The 19431-nt window shown below is 69.0% G+C and carries 18 protein-coding genes; 15 read left to right on the forward strand and 3 right to left on the reverse strand.

Features of this window, described 5'->3' with window-relative positions:
• The first annotated feature begins 38 nt into the window (after positions 1-38).
• From ACTHK2_RS03655 to ACTHK2_RS03710, 12 genes are all read left to right on the forward strand, one after another.
• Positions 39-1928 (forward strand): DUF1800 domain-containing protein, encoded by a 1890-nt coding sequence (locus tag ACTHK2_RS03655; protein ID WP_440244338.1) that lies wholly within the window; start codon positions 39-41, stop codon positions 1926-1928.
• Positions 1929-1974: 46 nt separating this feature from the next.
• Positions 1975-3492 carry a DUF1501 domain-containing protein gene (locus tag ACTHK2_RS03660; RefSeq protein ID WP_440244339.1) on the forward strand — a complete coding sequence of 506 codons (1518 nt, stop codon included), beginning with the start codon at positions 1975-1977 and terminating at the stop codon, positions 3490-3492.
• Positions 3493-3499: 7 nt separating this feature from the next.
• On the forward strand, positions 3500-3874 hold the full coding sequence (locus ACTHK2_RS03665; RefSeq protein WP_440244340.1) for a cupredoxin domain-containing protein: 375 nt from the start codon (positions 3500-3502) through the stop codon (positions 3872-3874).
• A 136-nt stretch (positions 3875-4010) separates the two neighbouring features.
• Complete coding sequence (locus ACTHK2_RS03670) at positions 4011-5081, forward strand: M35 family metallo-endopeptidase (RefSeq protein ID WP_440244341.1); 1071 nt, start codon at positions 4011-4013, stop codon at positions 5079-5081.
• A gap of 97 nt (positions 5082-5178) precedes the next feature.
• Complete coding sequence (locus tag ACTHK2_RS03675) at positions 5179-5808, forward strand: rhomboid family intramembrane serine protease (RefSeq protein WP_440244342.1); 630 nt, start codon at positions 5179-5181, stop codon at positions 5806-5808.
• Positions 5809-5815: 7 nt separating this feature from the next.
• Complete coding sequence (gene folC, locus ACTHK2_RS03680) at positions 5816-7120, forward strand: bifunctional tetrahydrofolate synthase/dihydrofolate synthase (RefSeq protein WP_440244343.1); 1305 nt, start codon at positions 5816-5818, stop codon at positions 7118-7120.
• A gap of 76 nt (positions 7121-7196) precedes the next feature.
• Positions 7197-8126, forward strand: a complete 930-nt coding sequence (locus ACTHK2_RS03685; RefSeq protein WP_440244344.1) for an SPOR domain-containing protein — start codon at positions 7197-7199, stop codon at positions 8124-8126.
• Between the two features lie 100 nt (positions 8127-8226).
• Positions 8227-8850, forward strand: coding sequence for a CvpA family protein (locus tag ACTHK2_RS03690; RefSeq protein ID WP_440244345.1), 624 nt, complete (start codon positions 8227-8229; stop codon positions 8848-8850).
• Between the two features lie 9 nt (positions 8851-8859).
• Positions 8860-10338: an amidophosphoribosyltransferase gene (gene purF, locus ACTHK2_RS03695; RefSeq protein WP_440244346.1), complete on the forward strand. Its 1479-nt coding sequence runs from the start codon at positions 8860-8862 to the stop codon at positions 10336-10338.
• A gap of 128 nt (positions 10339-10466) precedes the next feature.
• Positions 10467-11285, forward strand: coding sequence for a ferritin-like domain-containing protein (locus ACTHK2_RS03700; RefSeq protein WP_440244347.1), 819 nt, complete (start codon positions 10467-10469; stop codon positions 11283-11285).
• Entirely contained in the window at positions 11282-12481 is a 1200-nt protein-coding gene (locus ACTHK2_RS03705) for a hypothetical protein (protein WP_440244348.1), read from the forward strand. Before ACTHK2_RS03700 ends, ACTHK2_RS03705 begins: the two co-directional genes overlap by 4 nt.
• Positions 12478-13929 carry a hypothetical protein gene (locus ACTHK2_RS03710; protein WP_440244349.1) on the forward strand — a complete coding sequence of 484 codons (1452 nt, stop codon included), beginning with the start codon at positions 12478-12480 and terminating at the stop codon, positions 13927-13929. Before ACTHK2_RS03705 ends, ACTHK2_RS03710 begins: the two co-directional genes overlap by 4 nt.
• Here ACTHK2_RS03710 and ACTHK2_RS03715 read toward each other — a convergent pair.
• The 3 genes from ACTHK2_RS03715 to ACTHK2_RS03725 are packed head-to-tail and all read right to left on the reverse strand — an operon-like array spanning position 13884 to position 16129.
• On the reverse strand, positions 13884-15041 hold the full coding sequence (locus ACTHK2_RS03715; RefSeq protein ID WP_440244350.1) for a glycosyltransferase: 1158 nt from the start codon (positions 15039-15041) through the stop codon (positions 13884-13886). The genes ACTHK2_RS03710 and ACTHK2_RS03715 overlap by 46 nt on opposite strands.
• Positions 15042-15053: 12 nt before the next feature.
• On the reverse strand, positions 15054-15437 hold the full coding sequence (locus ACTHK2_RS03720; RefSeq protein WP_440244351.1) for a DUF2304 domain-containing protein: 384 nt from the start codon (positions 15435-15437) through the stop codon (positions 15054-15056).
• Positions 15437-16129 (reverse strand): glycosyltransferase family 2 protein, encoded by a 693-nt coding sequence (locus ACTHK2_RS03725; RefSeq protein ID WP_440244352.1) that lies wholly within the window; start codon positions 16127-16129, stop codon positions 15437-15439. Before ACTHK2_RS03725 ends, ACTHK2_RS03720 begins: the two co-directional genes overlap by 1 nt.
• A gap of 431 nt (positions 16130-16560) precedes the next feature.
• On the opposite strand from ACTHK2_RS03725, the gene ACTHK2_RS03730 reads away from it, so the two are divergent.
• The 3 genes from ACTHK2_RS03730 (at position 16561) to ACTHK2_RS03740 (ending at position 19265) form a co-directional block, all read left to right on the forward strand.
• A complete protein-coding gene (locus ACTHK2_RS03730; protein ID WP_440244353.1) occupies positions 16561-17292 on the forward strand; it encodes a hypothetical protein in 732 nt (243 codons plus the stop codon).
• Between the two features lie 35 nt (positions 17293-17327).
• A complete protein-coding gene (locus ACTHK2_RS03735) occupies positions 17328-17825 on the forward strand; it encodes a hypothetical protein (protein ID WP_440244354.1) in 498 nt (165 codons plus the stop codon).
• A gap of 102 nt (positions 17826-17927) precedes the next feature.
• Positions 17928-19265: a hypothetical protein gene (locus ACTHK2_RS03740; protein WP_440244355.1), complete on the forward strand. Its 1338-nt coding sequence runs from the start codon at positions 17928-17930 to the stop codon at positions 19263-19265.
• Positions 19266-19431: the final 166 nt, after the last annotated feature.

Genomic DNA, 19431 nt, shown 5'->3' on the forward strand with positions numbered 1-19431 from the left:
GTCCCCCCATTCCGGGCTCGCCGGAAGGGGAGGTCGTGATGCGGTTCGCAAGATCCCTGCGGAATGTCCGGGGCGTCGCGCTCGCCTGCCTGTGCGCACTCGCTCCGCTCGGCGCCGGTGCGCAGAGCCATTGGCCCGACCAGTCCTTCCACGATGGCTTCGAAGGCGTGGCAGCCGGTCCCGCGTCGGACGCCGATGCTTCGCGCTTCCTCGCCCAGGCGACGTTCGGCGCCACCACCGAAGACATCGCGCACCTGCGCTCGGTCGGCTACGAAGCTTGGCTCACCGAGCAGTTCGCCAAACAGCCGTCCAGACAGGTTCCGTACCTGGACTGGGTGCAGGGCCTGTCGTGCCCGGCCGGCGACGACTACTGCAACGTGGTCGCCGAATGGGCGGGTACGCGCCTGCAGGCGTGGACGATCAATTCGGTCGGCACGCCCGACCCGAGCCGCGCGCAACAGGTGCCGACCGACCAGTTGCGCCAGCGCGTCGCGTTCGCGCTGAGCGAGATCTTCGTCGTCTCCAACAGCAACGGCACGCTCGCGCAGCAGCCGTGGGCGCTCGCGAGCTATTACGACATGCTCGCCGCCGATGCGTTCGGCAACTACCGCAATTTGCTCGAGGACGTGACCAAGCATCCCGCGATGGGCGTCTTCCTGAGTTCTATCCAGAACCAGAAGGCGAATCCGGAAGAGAACATCCACCCGGACGAGAACTACGCGCGCGAGATCAACCAGCTGTTCTCGGTCGGCCTCGTCCAGCTCAACCTCGATGGCACGCCCAGGCTCGTCGGCGGCCAGCCCGTGCCGACCTACGGCCAGGAAGCCGTGCGCGGTTTCGCCGCGGTGTTCACCGGCTGGGACTTCAACAGCATCGGCTGCAGCGTCGACTACCAGGACGGCGTGCCGCTGTGCTGCAACAACCCGGACAACCCGTGGCAGTATTTCTACTGCGGGCCGGCCAATCTCGACGATCTCGCCTGGCAGCGCCCGATGGAGCCGGTCGAGTACTGGCACGACGACACGAGCGACAAGCAACTGCTCGACTACCCGGGCGTCGCGCTCGCCGGCGGCGTGCTCATGCATGGCGGTACCGCCCAGGCCGAACTCACTGCCGCGCTCGACAACGTGTTCCACCATCCGAACGTCGGCCCGTTCATCGCGATCCGGCTGATCCAGCGGCTGGTCACGAGCAATCCGTCGCCGGCATACGTGCAACGCGTCGCGCAGGTCTTCAACGACGACGGCAGCGCGTCGCATGTGCGCGGCAATCTCAGGGCGGTCGTGCGGGCGATCCTGCTCGATCCCGAGGCGCGCTACGGCCAGTGGCAGCGTCCCGATACGTTCGGCAAGCTGCGCGAGCCGCTGCTCAGGATCTCGCAGATGTGGCGCGCGATGGGCGCGCGCACCCCGGCGGGGAACCCGGTCTACAGCGGCCGCTCCGGCAATCTCGACACCTGGCCGCCGATCATCGAGCAGATCGGCGAGGCCCCGCTGTACTCGCCGACCGTGTTCAATTTCTTCAAGCCGGATTTCGCCCAGCCGGGCGAGGTGCGCACGCGTGGCTTGGTCAGCCCCGAATTCCAGATCCTCGGCGACACGACCTCGACGGCGATGCCGAATTACCTGTTCCACCAGGTCTTCTGCAATTACACCGCGAGCGACGCCTGCTGGGGCGCCGACGACCCGCAGACGTTGCAGATGGACGAAGCGCGCGACGCGCCGCTCGCCGCGAGCGACCCGGCTGCGCTCGTCGATCGTTACGGCATGCTGATGATGGGCGGGCAGATGTCGCCGTTCATGCGCGGCGTGATCGTTTCGCGGCTCGCGGCGATGCATCCGTCCGACTATGACGACATCGGTCGCGCGCGCGTGCAGGAAGCGCTCTACCTCATTTTCAATTCACCCGAATACTCGATCCAGAAATGAGCCGCGCCGCGCCCGGCCAGACCGCGTACGCCGAGAGGATCCATCCATGCACGTGAATCGACGTGAATTCCTGCGCCGGAGCATCTGCGCCGCACTCGGCGGCGCCAGCCTGCACGGCGCGCTCGGCAACCTGCGCCTGATTTCCGCAGCCGCGGCGGCGCGTCGCTATGCATTCCCCGACTACAAGGCGCTCGTCTGCGTCTACCTGTACGGCGGCAACGACAGCTTCAACACGATCGTGCCGTGCGACGCGACGCACTACGGGATCTACCAAGGTACGCGCCAGGCCCTCGCGATCGCCCAAGGCGACCTGCAACAGAACGTGCTCAATGCGCTTCCGGCGCAGGGCGGCCTGCCGGGCGGCCTGCCCAGCGATGGCGCCACCTACGGCATGCACCCGTCTATGGGTCAGGTCGCTGGCGGCAACGCGGGCCTGCGCGGCCTGTTCAACAGTGGCAAGGCCGCGATCGTCGCCAACGTCGGCTCGCTGCTGTACCCGATCAGCCAGCAGCAGTACCAGAACGGCACGGTGCCGACACCGGCGCAGCTCTACTCGCACGACGACCAGACCAACCAGTGGCAGACCTCGCGTCCCGACGACGCGAATGCGAACGGCTGGGGCGGACGCATCGCCGACATGCTGTACAGCTCCAATGCGGGCGAGTTGCCGATGAGCATCACGCTGTCGGGCGAGAACCGCTTCCAGCGCGCGGCCAGCGTCAACCAGTTCGCGGTCGATTCGTACGGTGCGGCGTTCGCGGCGGCCGGCGAGGACGAGGACGGCGATCCGGTCGACTTCTTCCAGGTGCAGGGCATGAGCTTCCGTGGCGACGGCCCCGAATCGTGGGTCGTCGGCAATGATCCCGGACGCGCCGCCGCCTACGACGCGCTGCGTGCGAGCGGCACGCAGGCGCACGTGCTCGAACGCGCGTTCGCCGACACCGCCAACCGCGCGATCGCCAATGCGGCATTGCTCAATGCAGCGATGACCGGAACGCGCCTGGTGACGCGCTTCCCCGACACCGATCTCGGCAACCAGCTCGCCGCGGTCGCACTCATGATCAAGGTGCGGGCGGCGCTCGGCATGAGCCGCCAGGTGTTCTTCGTCTCGGTCGGCAACTACGACACGCACGGCACGCAGCTGGCCGACCAGGCCGGCAACCTCGAGCAGCTGTCGCAGGCGCTCGCGGCGTTCCACGCGGCGACCGTCGAGATGGGCGTCGCCGACGGCGTCACCGCGTTCACCGCGTCCGACTTCGGCCGCTCGCTCGCGGTCAATAGCGATGGCACGGACCATGGCTGGGGCGGCCATCACTTCGTCGTCGGCGGAGCCGTGCGTGGCCAGCGCTTCTACGGCACCATGCCTTCGCTGGCGCAATACCAGGACGACCAGCCGAGCAGCAATCCCGACGACACCGGCTATGGGCAGATCATTCCCACACTCGCGGTCGACCAGTATTCGGCGACCCTCGCGCGCTGGTTCGGCGTCGACGCCGGCGGCATCGCGGACCTGTTCCCGAACCTTGGCCGTTTCGGCGTCGCGGACCTCGGCTTCATGGCCTGACCGCGCGATGCGCGCGGTGCTCCTCGCCTGTGCGGCGTTGGCGACGCACGCACAGGCGCGCTCGTTCACCGTCACGGCGAACGACGACATGACGTTCACGCCTGCGCAGATCGAGATCCATCAGGGCGACACGATCCGCTTCGTCAACGGCGGCGGCCTGCACAACGTGCGCGCCGATGACGGCAGTTTCACCTGCGCGCTCGATTGCAACCTGCACAACGCACCGAGCAGCCAGCCGTGGCAGGTCTCGATCCGCTTCAATCGCCTCGGCACGATCGGCTACTACTGCGAACAGCACGGCGACCTGACCAGCGGCATGCGCGGCGCGATCGTCGTAATCGACCGCATCCTCGTCGACGGCTTCGACGGGCCGGAACAGTGACGTAATCCACATTGTCGGGCCCGTTGTTGCGTTGCCGCGTTACGTGGCGGCGTGCCGGCCCATACCCTCGGCGCGCGGCTTTTGGGGGCCGCGCGGGCATCGACGATGTCCGCTCCTGACCACATGAGGGAGAGCCATGATGGGCAAGGTCTTGTTGGGATCCTTGTTGCTCGCCTGCGCGTTCGCGGGCACCGCCGCCGCGGCACCGGGCGGAATTTCCGTGCATCTGGATGCATCGGCCACGGCGGCCGACATCGGCAGCGGCAAGCTCGTGTTCACGATGTCGAACGACGGCGCTGCCGCGTTGCACGTGCTGCGTTGGCAGACGCCGTTCGACGGCGTCACCTCCGACCTGTTCAGCGTCGAGCGCGATGGCGTCGCGGTCGCCTATGTCGGCCCGATGTACAAGCGGGCGGCGCCGGGTGCGAGCGACTTCATCGAACTCGCGCCGGGAGAATCACGATCGGTCGAGGTCGACCTCAGCGCGTACTACGCGATGAAGGCCGGCGGCCAGTACGCGGTCCGCTACGCGCGCGATGCGCAGAGCGCGCTGCTCGAGGCGCAGCAGGCGTCGAAGGCCGGGGTCGCCGCCACCGCGGCGATCGACAGCGAGGCTTTGACGCTGTGGGTCGACGGTGCACCCGATGCGCTCGACGAGGACATTTCGATGCAGGGCGCGCCGGGCGTGCTCGCGGCGAGCAACAGCTTCGTCAGCTGCAGCAACACGCGCCAGTCGCAGCTCGCCACCGCGCGCAATTCCGCGGTCACGTATTCGACCAATGCGAAGAGCTACCTCGATGCGGGCACGCAGGGCTCGCGCTACACCTGGTGGTTCGGCACGTACACGAGCAGCCGCTATTCGACCGTGCGCTCGCACTTCACCAACATCAAGAGCGCGCTGTCGTCGCAGGCCTACACGTTCGACTGCAGCTGTACCGACCGCAACACCTACGCCTACGTCTACCCGACGCAGCCGTATCGCGTGTACCTGTGCGGCGCGTTCTGGTCCGCACCGAACACCGGCACCGATTCGCGTGCCGGTACGCTCGTGCACGAGACGAGCCACTTCAACGTCGTCGCCGGCACCGACGACTGGGCGTACGGCCAGAGCGCCGCGCACAACCTCGCGCTCAGCAACCCGAGCCGCGCCGTCGACAACGCGGACAGCCACGAGTACTTCGCCGAGAACAACCCGGCGCGCAACTGATGGATGCGCGGAGGGGTCGCCGGCGCGGCCCCTCCGTTGCACTCGCGCGACGCGGCACGAACGGTCACAATGCCGCGTCGCCCCGATCGTCCCGCGCATGCCCGTCGATACGCCCCCGATCACCCGCGTACTGCTGATCGCGAACATCCTCGCCTACCTGCTGCAACAGGTGATCGGCGATGCGCTGCTGGTCCATTTCGCGCTGTGGCCGCTCGGTCCGTCGCCCTATGGCGACGTGCCCGGCTTCGAGCCCTGGCAGGTCGTCAGCTATGCGTTCCTGCACGGCGGATTCGCGCACCTGGCGTTCAACATGATCGCGCTGTGGATGTTCGGCGGGCCGATCGAGCAGTTGTTCGGATCGCGGCCTTTCGCGCTGTACTACTTCGTCTGCGTCGTCGGCGCCGCGCTGACCCAGCTCGCGGTGCTGCATTTCTTCGGCGACGACTACCAGCCGACGCTCGGCGCGTCCGGCGGCGTGTTCGGGCTGCTGCTCGCCTACGGCATGATGTTCCCGCACGCGCGCATCCTCGTCTATTTCGCGATACCGATGCCCGCCTGGTTGTTCGTCACGTTGTACGGTGGCCTCGAGTTCTACCTCGGCATCACAGGCTCGCAGGTGGGCGTCGCGCACTTCGCGCACCTGGGCGGGCTCGCCTTCGGTTTCGTGCTGATCCAGTACTGGCGCGGACGCCTGCCGTGGAAGCCGCGCCGCATCTTGCGTCGTTGAGCCGTCGATGACCTTTCGATCGACGAGCCTGTCCGACTGGCTCGACCACCAGCAGCGCGTGCACCCGCGCGCGATCGAACTCGGCCTCGAGCGCGTGCGCGCCGTGTGGCGCCGGCTCGGTGCGCCCGTCCCCGCGCCGGTCGTCGTGACCATCGGAGGCACCTATGGCAAGGGTTCGACCGTCGCCTTCCTCGAAGCGATGCTCGCGGCGGACGGTCGGCGTGTCGGCGCGTACACCTCGCCGCACCTCCTGCGTTACAACGAGCGCGTGCGCGTCGGTGGCGCCGAGGTGTCCGACGACCTGCTCGTCGACGCCTTCGCGCGCATCGAAGCCGCGCGGGTCGGCGATACCGGCGACGCCGAAGGACTCGCGCTGACCTACTTCGAGTACGGGACACTCGCGGCGCTGTGGGTGTTCGCGCATGCGGGCCTCGACGTGGCGCTGCTCGAAGTCGGCCTCGGCGGCCGGCTCGACGCGGTCAACATCATCGACGCCGACGCCTCGATCGTCACCACGGTCGACCTCGACCATCAGGAATGGCTCGGCGACGATCGCGACAGCATCGGCCGCGAGAAGGCCGGCATCTTCCGCGCCGGGATGCCCGCGATCGTCGCGGAATCGGACCCACCCGCGGCGTTGCTCGACGCGGCGCACCGGCTCGGCACGGATCTGCGCCGGGCCGGACACCAATACGGCTACGACATCCACGCGGATGGGACCTGGCGCTGGCACGGCGGCGGTGCGACGCTGGCGCTGCCACGGCCCGGTCTCGCGGCACCCTGCCAGCACGCCAATGCCGCCGGCGCGATCGCGGTCGTGCATGCGCTGCGCGCGCGGCTCGGCTGGAACCCCGCCGCGATCGCGCGCGGTGTCGCCGACGCGCGCGTCGGTGCGCGCCTGCAGCGGTTCGACGGTGAACCCGCCCTCGTCGTCGACGTCGCGCACAACCCCCAGGCAGCCGGCGTGCTCGCCGAGTGGTTGCGGCGCGAGCCTTCGCGCGGGCGGACGCTCGCGGTATTCGGCGCGCTCGCCGACAAGGACGTGAGCGCGATCGTCGCGGTGCTCGCGCCGCACGTCGATCGCTGGTATCCGGCCGGCCTCGAGCGCGATTCGCCACGCGGCCTCGACGCCGCCTCACTCGTCGCCCTGTTCGGCGCGTCGGTCGACACCGCACGCATCGCGCCGCCGGGCGCCGGTGTCGGCGACGCGCTCGCGGCGGCGTGCCGTGCGGCCCAGCCGAGAGATCGCGTGATCGCGTTCGGCTCGTTCTTCGTCGCCGCCGCGGCGCTCGAGTTCGCCGCTCGACGCTGAACGCGCGCGCAATCGCGTGGCAGGATCGGCGAGCCGGGCAGGTATAATCCGCGCCGTCGCCCGAAGCGGATCGGTCATGGATCTGTCGTTGAAACAGCGCCTGCTCGGCGCCGCGGTGCTGATCGCGTTGGCCGTGATCTTCGTACCGATGCTCATCTCCGGCTCCGCGCCGCGGAAGTCGGCTGAAACCGAGACGTCGACCCTCGCTATACCGCCGCAGCCCGACCGCGAATTCCAGACGCGCGTCCTGCCGGTCGACCCGGCTGCGACCAATCCGACCGCTCCGGCCGCCGCGCCGCCGTCCGCGACCGCGCCCGACACGATCGCGACCGTCGACACGGCCACGGCGCCGAAGCCGGAGCCGCCGGTGGCATCGGCGCCGGAGCAGGTCGCGACCGCAACGCCGCCCACGCCGGCGGCGGCGAAGCCGGAGCCGCCCAAGCCCGCGCCTGCGGAAGTCGCCAAGCCGATGCCCGGCCAAGCGGCGAACGGGCGCTACTACGTGAATCTCGGCGTGTACGCGAGCAGCAAGAACGCGCAGGATCTCGTCGCGAATCTCAAGAAGGGCGGTTTTCCCGCCTCCAGCGAAGCGAGCGAATACCAGGGCAAGCCGGCCGAGCGCGTACGCGTCGGTCCCTTCGCCGACCGCGCCGCCGCGGAGGCGGCGCGCCTGCGCATCAAGCAGGCGCAGCCGAGCGTGCCCGGCAGCGTCGTCGCGACCGCCGAGGACGCCAAGGCCGATGCGCCCGCGACCGCACTGCCGGCCGGGCGAGCCGGTGGCTGGGCGGTGCAGCTCGGCGCGCTGAAGACCGCCGAGGACGCCAACAAGCTGCGCGATCGCGTCAAGAACGCCGGTTACGTCGCGTTCGTCGACAAGGTCGACGCGAACGGCACGACGCTGTGGCGCGTGCGCGCAGGCCCCGAGGTCGATCGCGGTGCCGCGGAAAAGCTGCGCGCAGGCATCAAGGACAAGCTCAAGCTCGACGGCATCGTCGTGACGCAGTGATGGAGCGGGGAGTCCGGAAGCAGGAATCGGCCATGCTCGAAGCGGATATGTACGGCTTCCAGCCCGTGCCCGTTCCCGGTTTGCGCTCGCCGGCCGCGGCATGAACTGGGTCGACTACACGATCATCGCGGTACTCGGCCTGTCGGTGCTGATGGGGCTGTGGCGCGGTTTCGTCGGCGAAGTGCTCGCGCTCGCGATCTGGGTGTGCGCGTTCTGGGTCGCCTGGATGCTCGGTCCAGCCCTTGCGGAACGCTTTTCCGCCAGCATATCGACGCCGTCGGTGCGGGTGATCCTCGCCTATGCGCTGTGTTTCGTGGCCGTGCTGATCGCCGGTGCGATCGTCACGTTCCTCATGCGCAAGCTCGTCGAAGGCAGTGGCCTGTCGGGCAGCGATCGCCTGCTCGGCATGGTGTTCGGGCTCGCGCGCGGGCTCGCACTGGTGGTGCTGGTCGTGCTGCTGCTCGGGTTCACGCCTTTCACGCGTGATCCGTGGTGGCACCAGTCCCAATTGCTGCCCGGTTTCGAGCACGGCGCGCAGTGGCTCGCCGCGCGCCTGCCGCAGGAGGTCTCGCGCCACCTCGAGCCGGTGCAGGGCCTGCTCGGGCCGCTCGCGCAGCCGGCGACTCCGGCGGCGGCGCCGGCCAAACCCGCCGCGGCACCGCGCGGCAAACCGGTCGACGGCGGCGAGGCCGCCGGCGTCCAGCCCTCATCTTCCTTGAAGTAGCCAACCATCATGTGCGGAATCATCGGCATCGTCGGCAAGTCGGAAGTCGCTTCGGCGCTCTACGATGCGCTCACCGTCCTGCAGCATCGCGGCCAGGACGCGGCGGGCATCGCGACCCTCGACGGCAACCGCCTGCGCCTGCACAAGGGCCAGGGCCTCGTGCGCGACGTGTTCGACCAGACGAGCATGCTCGCCCTGCGCGGCAGCGTCGGCATCGGCCATTGCCGTTATCCGACCGCGGGCTCGGAAGGCTCGGCCGAGGCGCAGCCGCTGTACGTGAACTCGCCGTACGGCATCGCCCTCGCTCACAACGGCAACCTCATCAACACGGCGGCGCTGCGGCGCGAGGTGTTCGAGGACGATCGCCGCCACATCAATACCGATTCGGACTCCGAAGTGCTGCTCAACGTGCTCGCGCACGAGCTGCAGATCCAGGACCGGCGCCAACTCACGCCCGATCACATCTTCAAGGCCGTCGCCGGCACGCACGCGCGCTGCGTCGGCGGCTACGCGATCGTCGCGATGCTGCTCGACTACGGCGTGCTCGCGTTCCGCGATCCGCACGGCATCCGTCCGCTCGTGCTCGGCGAACGCGACACCGCGACCGGCAAGGAATACGCGGTCGCGTCCGAATCGGTCGCGCTGGACATCCTCGGCTTCCGCCTGCTGCGCGACGTCGCGCCGGGCGAGGCCGTGCTGATGACGCTCGACGGGGAGCTGCATACGCGCCAGTGCGCGGAGCCGGCGAAGCACGCGCCGTGCATCTTCGAATACGTCTATCTCGCGCGCCCCGATTCGATGATCGAGGACGTATCGGTCTACAAGGCCCGACTGCGCATGGGCGAGAAGCTCGGCGAGAAGATCCTGCGCGAAATGCCCGACCACGACATCGATTCGGTGATCCCGATCCCGGATACCTCGCGTACGGTCGCCGGTCCGCTCGCGCAGATCCTCGGCGTGCCGGTGCGCGAAGGCTTCGTGAAGAACCGCTACATCGGCCGCACGTTCATCATGCCGGGGCAGAGCGAGCGCGTGAAATCGGTGCGCCGCAAGCTCAATCCGGTCGGCCTCGAGTTCCGCAACAAGAACGTGCTGCTCGTCGACGACTCGATCGTGCGCGGCACGACTTCCAGGCAGATCATCCAGATGGCGCGCGAAGCGGGCGCGAAGAAGGTCTATCTCGCGTCTGCGGCGCCGCCGGTGCGCTATCCGAACATCTACGGCATCGACATGCCGGTCACCGCCGAACTCGTCGCGCACGGGCGCTCGGTGGAGGAGATCGAGCGCATGCTCGGCGCGGACCGGCTCATCTACCAGGACCTCGACGACCTCGTCTGGGCCGTGCGCGACGGCAACGAGAAGCTCGTCGACTTCGACACGTCGTGTTTTTCCGGCGAATACGTCACCGGCGTGGAGCCGACATACCTGCGCGATCTCGAGTTCGCGCGTTCCGACGACGCGAAATCGCAGCGGCGCCAGGCCGGCTGAACGGAGCGAAGCGCGGAACTGCGTGTCCGGTCCGCGTGCCGGACGAGGTTGGTCGTGTATAATGAGGGGCGGCGCGCCGATGCGCCGCGCGCCGCGGAGGAGCCGCGGCACCACGACGGAGTCGCAACATGGGCGGCAGCGCGAAGGAAAACCTGTTTGACGCCGCGCTGCGCTGCCTCGCCTGCGCGGACGTCGCGCAAAAGCTCGCGCTCACGCATGCCACCGCTCGGGCGATCCTCGCCGGTGAACTGCGCGCCGACGCGGTCGCGCCGCCGCCTAGCCCGATCGGCGATCCCGGCCGGCCGCAACGCCCGCGGCTCGTTTCGCCGCGTGACCTAGCGCAGCGCGGCCTCGGCTCGGCGAGCGGACGCGCGGCCCTCGTGCACGCGGTCGCGCACATCGAGTTCAACGCGATCAACCTCGCGTGGGACGCGGTCTACCGCTTCCGCGGCATGCCGGACGACTACTACCGCGACTGGGCGCGCGTCGCCGACGACGAGGCGCGCCACCATGCGCTGCTCGCGGCGCGCCTGGCCGAGCTCGGCCACCGCTACGGCGATTTCGATGCGCACGACGGACTGTGGGACATGGCCGTGCGCACCGCCGACTCGCGTGTCGCGCGCATGGCGCTCGTGCCGCGCGTGCTCGAGGCCCGCGGGCTCGACGTGACGCCGGGCATGATCGCGCGCCTGCGCTCGGTCGGCGACGATGCGACCGCCGCGATCCTTGAGACGATCCTGCGCGAAGAGGTCGCGCACGTCGCCGCCGGGTCGCGCTGGTACGCGTGGTGCTGCGCGCGCGAAGGGCTCGATGCACCGGCGACGTTCCGCGCGCTGCTCGGCGAGTACATGCGCGGCAGCCTGCGCGGCCCGTTCAATGTCGATGCGCGCCTGCGCGCCGGCTTCACGCCGGCCGAGCTCGCCGGACTCGACGAACTCGCCGCATGACGGCGCGCTGGCGGTACGCAGCATTCGGTGTCGCGCTCGGCGCGGTCTGGCTGGTATTGCTGCTGTGGGCCGCGGGCATCGACCCGCGCGAGCCGCTCGTTCCCGCGCGCACGCATTCGCTGCCGGGCAGCCGCTACCATGCGGTATTCGGCAAGGCGACGCCCGACGGGCAGCGACTCCGGGTGTCCAGTGCCGCCGAGGACTACTCGGCCTTGCAGGCGACCGCGCTGGCCGACCTCGCGGCAGCGGACTTTCCGATCCTGCGGTATTCGTTCGATGGATTCCCGCACACGCTCGAACTTTCTCTCGTGTTCCGCACGAGCGATGCGCCCGACGACGTGCAGGCGATTTCGTTGCCTGCGCCGACGAACGGGAGCGCGACGTTCGACCTTTCGCGCACGCCAGCGTGGCGCGGAACGATCGTCGAAGCCGGTTTCTCGCAATTTCCGGTCGCCCAGCTGGTGCCCCCTGCCGAAGGCTTCCGGCCGTTCGAGCTCGTGGGCGCGCGGCTCGAGTCGCAGTCATGGCGTGGTCGCCTCGCCGCGACCTGGTCGTCTTGGTTCGCGCATTCGCCATGGCAGCTCATCTCGGTCAGCGCGATCGGCCCGAGCGAGACGGGGGACGGCGCCCCGCATGCGCCGCGCCTGCCACTCGTGCTCGCGCTCGCGCTGGCCGGCTTCGCGGGCGTAGCGCGGCTCGTGCTGCATTGGCGCGGCGGCCGCCTCGCGCGCGCCGTGTTCACCGCCGCCGTGCTCGCATGGCTCGGACTGGATGTGGCGTGGTTGCGCGAGGTCGGCTACCGCCGCGGCGTCGACAAGGAAATCTGGGGAGCGATCCCGTTCGCGCAGCGGCAGGACTACATCGCCGACGACCACACGCTCGCCGCGGCCACGCGCCTGAAGATCCTGCTGGGGAACGAACCGCCGACCACGCGCATCCTCGTCAATGCGCAGACGCCGCACGAGGTGCTGCGCCTCGTCTACCTGCTCTCGCCGTTGAATGCGAGCGGTGTCGGCGGCCTGGTGAACGCGCCGCCGTCGGCGGTGCAGGTGGGCACGATCCTCGTCAACTACAACATCGACAGGCCTCGACCGTTGATCGACGTGATGCGGATCGGGCGTACGCGCGCGCGCGTCAAGGTCATCGACCGCAACCAGGACCTGGTCGTGTACCGGGTGCAGGCGACGATCCCATGACGACGGCGTCCGCGATCGTCGTGTGGCTGGCGCCGCTCGTGCTCGGTAGCGGGCTCTGGATCGCGCTGGCCGGCTGGCCGAGGCGCGCAGGCGGTTTCGCGACCGCCATCGGCGCCGGATGGATCATCGGCGTGCTCCTGTGTGGCCTGCTCATGCGTGGGCTTGCAGCGACGGCGCTGTCCGCGGGCTTCGTTCGTGTCGGCGCGTGCGCCGCGATGGCGGGCGTCGCCGGCTGGGTCGGCGCATGGATGCTGCGCTCGCGCGGGTTCGCGCCCACGGCGACGGCTCGGATCGCGATGGCGCGGCCGGCAGCGGTGCCGATGTCGAACGGCGGGCGCTTGCTCGCGGCTCTGCTGCTCGCGATGCTCGCCTGGCGCGCATGGCTGCTCGTCACGGACGTCGTCCTGCATCCGGTCCTGCCTTGGGACGCCTGGGCGGTATGGGCCGCGAAGGCGAAGGCCTGGGTGCTCGCCGGACACGCCGTACCTTACGTGTCGTTCGAGAGCTGGTTGCCGCAGATGGCCGCCGATACGCGCACGGGTGCCGCGTGGAACTATCCGGAACTGCTGCCATGGACGTTGACCTGGTTCGCCGCGGACGCGGGCTGGGTCGAGCCGTGGATCAACACGGCTTGGCTCGGTCTGTGGGCCGGGCTGTTGCTCGCTCACTACGGACAGTGGCGTGGGTTCGGTCTCTCGCGCATGCATGCAATCGCCGGCGTCTACCTGCTCGGTTCGTTGCCATTGCTCGACGCGCACGTCGCGCTCGGCGGATACGCGGACCTGTGGGTGGCCGCGGTCATGTCGCTCGCGGGCCATGCGTGGCTGCGCTGGCGCACGACGCGCGATCACGGGCAGCTCGCGATCGTCGTGGGCGCCGCCATGCTGCTGCCGATGCTCAAGCTCGAGGGCGCGATCTGGAGCATCGTGCTCGGCGCCGCGGTGGTGTTCGGCCTGTTGCCGGGGCGCATGCACGGCAAGCGCTTCCTCGTCGGCGCGGTCGTGGCGGCGCTTGCGCTCGCCTCGTGCATCACGTTGAGCGTGGCGTGGGTCGCGGTCGCACGGCGTTACGTGCAGGACAGCATCGTCATCGATGCGGCGCAGATCGGCCAGTCGCTGGATGCGATCGCCAATGCGCTGTGGGGGCAGGGCAACTGGAACCTGCTCTGGTTCGCGTTGCCGGCGGCGCTGGCGTGGACGTACCGCCGCTGGTCGCGCTCGGCGACGACACGGCGCCTGCTCGTGCTCGTGGTGGTGCCGGTGCTGTCGATCGTCGGTCTGTTCGCGCTCACCAGCGCGGCACGCTATGCGCAGAGCTACTCGGCGGTGAATCGCCTGCTGCTGCAGCTGACCCCGCTGCTCGTCAGTCTGCTTGCGCTCGTGCTGTGGCTGCCGGCCGAGGATCAGCCGGCCGACGGTGTCTCTCCGCCCGACGCCGCGGCTGCATAGAGCGCGCGCATCGAGCGCACGCAGCGCTCCAGCGTGAATCGTTCGCTCCAGCGCACGCGACCCGAATTGCCCAGGCGCGCGCGCAGCGACGGATCCTGCAGGCGCGCGAGCGCGGCCGCGAGCGCGTCCGCGTCGCCGGGCTGGACCAGCAACCCCGACTCGCCGTCGACGACGACGAAGCCGACACCGGAGCCCGCGATCGCGCTGGCGACGACCGGCAGGCCCGCGCGCATCGCTTCGAGCAGCACGAGGCCGAATGCTTCGCCGCGATCCAGCGACGGCAGTACGAACGCATCCGCGGCCGCGTACGCGCCTTCGAGCGTCGCGTCGTCGACGTCGCCGGCGAACGCGACGCGCGCCTCCACTCCGCATCGGCGTGCGAGATCGCGCAGTTCCTGCGCGCACTCGCCGTCGCCGACGAGGAGCAGGCGGGCATCGGCGGTCGTGGCGAGGGCCCGGATCAGCACGTCGAAGCCCTTGTAGCGACCGAGCCGGCCGACCGCGAGCAGACGCATCCCCGCGGTGGCAGGCCACCGTTGCGTTTGCGGTGCGGCGACGGGAGCCGCCTCGATGCCGAGAGGAACCACGCGCACCTTGCTGTGCCACCGGACGAGCGCCGGGCTCGCATCGACGTACGGCTGCGAGGTCGCGACCACGATCGCCGCGCGCGCGAGTAGGGCCTGCTCGAACGGCCGGTAGAAGCGGTAGCCGAGGCGCAGGCGCCAGTCCGGTGCATCGGGCGGCACGTCCGCGTGCCAGTGCACGATCCAGGGCAGGCGCCGTGCCGCAGGCATCGCGAGCGCCGCGAAGCAGGATGGATTGGGCAGGTGCAGGTGCAGCAGGTCCGGTTTGAACTGGCGCAGCGCGCGCGCGAGTTCGAACGGAAACGCGGGGCTCACGGGTGTATAGACCGGTGCGGCGATGCAGCCGGCGCGCCGCACCTCGACGCCGCCGATCGTCTCGCGGCTCGTGCGCCAGCGGCCGGGCGGCTGGTGGACCAGCGCGGCGACCCTGTCGCCCGCTTGCACACATGCCTCGGCGAGTGCCTGGGTGTGGCGTTCTATGCCGCCGCGTTGCGGCGCGTAATACTTGCCCAGATGCAGGATGCGCATGCGGGCGGTCGCTCAGGCGTCTTCGTCGTCGCCCGGCGTGTCCGCGGATGGACGGCCGCCGAGCCGCGCGAGCTCCTGTTCGAGGATCGCGAGCTTCTGGGTCAGGCGGCGGATGCGGCGCTCCTGCTTGGACCGGTCGACGTCGAGCTTGAGCAGGCGGATCAGCACGAGTGAAAGCCCGATGATGATCGGCAGCACCGGTGGATAGAAGATGCCGGTCTGGTGGCCGAGCCAGACGACGATGCCCGGGAACACGCCGAGCAGGAACGTCGCGGCGGCGATCACGAACCACCAGACCGCGTACGGGCCATGGAGATGGTCGCGCCGCACGAGGAACAGGATCGCGCCGGCGAGCGCGACGCCGAGGATCGCCGAGGTGATCTGCCCGGTCAGCATCAGCAGCGGCCTTCCTGCACGATCTTCTCCTTCCGCCGGCCCGCGTCGATCTGGGCGAGGCACAGCACGGTCGTGTGCAGCATGTAGCGCGCGACCACCGGCCACGAGGCGAACACGCGCGAATGGCCTTCGCGCCGCGGCAGCATCGGCACCGGTGTTTCCTCGATGCGCAAGCCGTTCTTCGCCAGCAGCATGAGCACGCCGACGTCCTGGTAGTCGAGCAGGCTCGCTTCCGGGCCGGCCAGGATCGCCGTCGCGCGCGCATCATACAGGCGCAGGCCCGAGGTGAAATCGGTGAGGCGCAGGCCGGTGAGCGTGCGCAGGTACAACCAGGCCACCTGCTTGGCACGGCTCAGCCGCTCGATGCAGGTCCCGATCACGACGTTCGCGCCCGATTGGCGCTGCGCTTCGAACAGGGCCGGCAGTGAAGCGGGCTCGTGCTGGCCGTCGGCGTCCAGCGTCACCACGCCCGCGTAGCCGTTGCGCCGAGCGTAGCGGATGCCGGCCTGGGTGGCGCCCCACGCGCCGAGACCGAACGGCAGCCGCAGCGACTCGGCGCCGGCGGCGCGCGCCACCTCGGCGGTCGCGTCGCGGCTGGCGTCGTCGACGACGAGGACTGCGCAGCCGAGCGCCTCGCGCACGCCGGCGACGACCGCACCGACGGTGGCGGCCTCGTCGCGTGCGGGGATCACCGCCAGGCAGTCGGCGGAGCGGAGGGCGGGCGAGCGAGCGGTCACGGGGCAGGGGGCGCTGGAGGGACGGCGATTCTGCGCATCGTGCCCGGCGAGGTCAACGCGGCGGGGCCTGCCGGCGGGGCGGCCGTGATCTCTTTGCAGGGCCTGTTGCGTATATATGTCCGGCAGGCAATTGCAGCGTGTCCGGTTTCCCTCCGCTCGTGCGTCAATGAGCTGCGTGGGCTGGAGGCGATGCGCCGCTGGCCGGGTCCGGACCCCCGAATGGGGCGTCCGTCTCGAAACTGGATGGTCGGCCAGGCCCACGCTCGGTTCGTGTTGACATGGTGTTAAGACTTCACTCTCGTCCGCGCGGATCGGGCTTGGTTGACCACTAAACCAATGGGGACGGGAGTAATCCACTCCGCCCGAGACACTCTGGGAGATTTCTCATGAATACCAAGATGAAGGTTCTGTCGCTCGCCCTGGTTGGCCTCTGCGGTTTCGCGGGTAGCGCCATCGCCGCCTGCCCGGCCGGTCCGACCACGGCGGAAGGCGGTGCCTGGAATGCCTCGTCGCACCTCAACGGCACGCTGGCGATTTCGACGCCGGGTCTCGACGGCACCGAGTGCAAGCTCGATGCGCAGCTGACTGTCAACGGCCCGGGTGGTAGCGCGTTCGTGCGCGACAACTCGCCGGCCACCGAGCCGCGCTACCGCGCGCAGTTCGTCATCAACACCGACTCGATCACCGCTCTGAACTCGATCCAGAGCTCGCAGGTGTTCTCGGCGACGACCGACACGGCGGTCAGCGGCGTGAGCCAGCTGGTTCGCCTGAATATCTTCGGCAACCTCGCCGGTTCGCAGAAGCTGCTCGGCATCGTGACCGCGTGCACGGGCCAGCCGTCCAACATCTGCAGCGATACCGTTCCGCTCGCCGCCGGCAACAACACGGTCGAGATCGACTGGGACAAGGCTGCGGGTAGCCTCAAGGTGTGGGTCAACAACAACGTCGAAGCGACGCCGAGCAAGACCATCACCGCGAACAATGCGGCGTGGTCGGGTGTCGACTTCGCGACGCTCGGCCTGAGCTCGGCGAGCGCGGGCTTCCGCGGCGTTGCGCTGAACAAGATCGTCAGCTTCGACCGTTTCGATTCGCGCCGTCAGACGTTCATTGGTTTCTAATAGATCGCTACAGCGTTTCCTGAGGAGTGACTTATATGAAGAATGCTCTGCTTTCGCTCGCCGGCGCCTGCGCGCTCGCGGTTTCGTTCCAGGTCGCGGCGCAGGATTGCGCTGCGCCGCTCCAGATCACCAGTGAGGGTGGTCCGGCCGACGTCGTCAACGGCGACCTCTGCACGGCCACCAATTCGCTGCCGACCTACGGTGGCACGGCCAGCCCGCAGAACGAGATCGTCTATTCGTTCACGGCTCAGGGCGCCAACGCGACGATCACCCTGGCTCAGGGTGCGGAAGGCACGTGGAGCGGCCAGTCGGCCGGTATCTTCCTGATGCCGTCGCCGTGCTCGTCGAGCACCGATCCGATTCAGCTCGGCTTCCCGGGCTCGCCGATGCCGGTCAGTGGCCTGACCGACGGTCAGCAGTACTTCGTGATCGTGACGGCCGATCCGGGTGCGCCCGCGGCGACCTGCGGCACGTTCACCGCGACGGTCACCGGCACGCTGCCGGTCACCCTGCAGAGCTTCACGGTCGGCTGATAGCCGAACGTCTTCTTGCTTAGAAGTATCGAGAACCCACCTGGCAACAGGTGGGTTTTTTTTTGAATGATCCCAATCCTGCTTTCCCTGACCGCGGCCTCGATGGCCGCTACCCAACCCACTGCACCGAAGCTGCGGGCGGAGCATTGCCAGTTCGGCGACCGCTACCAGTTCGAGTCGGCTTCGTGCCAGTTCCGGCTGCACAATGAGGGCGCCGAGCCCGTCGTCGTGAGCCACATCAAGCCCCTGACGCCCGGTGACAGCGTCTCCGCCGAGCGCCTCGAGATCGCCCCCCATTCGACCGCCACCATCGATTTCACTACCCAAGTCGGCGATCGACTGGGCAACCTCATCCGGTTCGTCGCATTCGACGTCGGCAAGGAGCCGCGCAAGCTGATTGCACGTGGCTTCGTCGTCTCCGATCTGGATGACGCGGGCCAGGCGTTCGAGTTCGGTACGTTCGACGCCGCCAAGGGCTCCGCGCCCAAGACGATCACGTTGTCGAGCCACGCGGTGGCGGACTTTCGCATCACGCGCCTGATCGAAGCGCCGTCCTGGGCGAACGTGCAAATCGGCCCCGACGGCCGCTCGGTCACCGCGCAGGTGAAGCCGGACGCGGCATGGTCGCCCCTGGAGGGGCGCATCAAGCTCGCGGTGAATACACCGCACCAGAACCAGGCGTGGCTCGGCATCAGTGCGAACCCGCAGGGCCTGGTCATTGCATCGAGCAACCCGTACGAGATCGGCGCCGTGCATGCGGGCAATCCGATCGAGTTCATCGTGCGCGTGACCGGCCGTGACCACAAGCCCGTCGAACTCGGCGAGTCCACGATTCGCGGCGTTCCCGGCAAGGTCAAGCAGACGGCCTGCGCGCCCAAGGCCGCCGATTGCGCGCAACTCGTCGTGACGTTGCCGAAGGATCTGCCATTGGGCATTTTCCGCGGCGAACTCTCGGTCGAACTGCCCGCGTACGCGCGGACGCTGCCCGTGGCCTTCGGTGGCTTCGTCGTCGCCAAGACGACGATCATCAAGAACGAGGCTCCGCCTTCGGCCCAGGCGGCTGGCGCTACGGCGCCATCCTCCGCGGGCGAGGATGCAGCGCCGAGCATCAATCTCTCGCGCGCGCTCAGCAACTCGGTCGAGCAGGCCAAGGCGGTAGCCGAGCCGCCGCCAGGCAGCGGGCCGCTGCTGAAGTGGCAGGTCGCGAACGAGGAGCAGGTCCACGGCTATCTCGTCTATCGGGCCGACCAGGAAGGGGGTCCGTTCGTGCGCGTCAACGAGCAGGTGATCGGCGTCGCTTCGAACGGCGTCGGTTGGACCTACCAGTGGCGCGACGATTCCGCGCGCTCGGGGGCTGCGTATTGGTACTACGTCGCAGTGCTCGGCGCGGACGGTCGCATCAAGCCGCTGTCCTCGCCGCAAAAGGTCGTTGCGAAATGACACCCACGATACTTCGCAGTGCACCCGATCGGAAACCAGAGACATGGAACCGCTTTCTGGCGACACTGATATTCCTCGGTGCTTGATCGGCGCCGCACGCGCAGGATTGCGCGGCCCCGCTGCGGATCAGCACCGAGGGAGGCCCATATAACAATGTCACGGGCGA

The organism is Dokdonella sp. (genome assembly GCF_051958935.1).
Taxonomy (GTDB): domain Bacteria; phylum Pseudomonadota; class Gammaproteobacteria; order Xanthomonadales; family Rhodanobacteraceae; genus Dokdonella_A.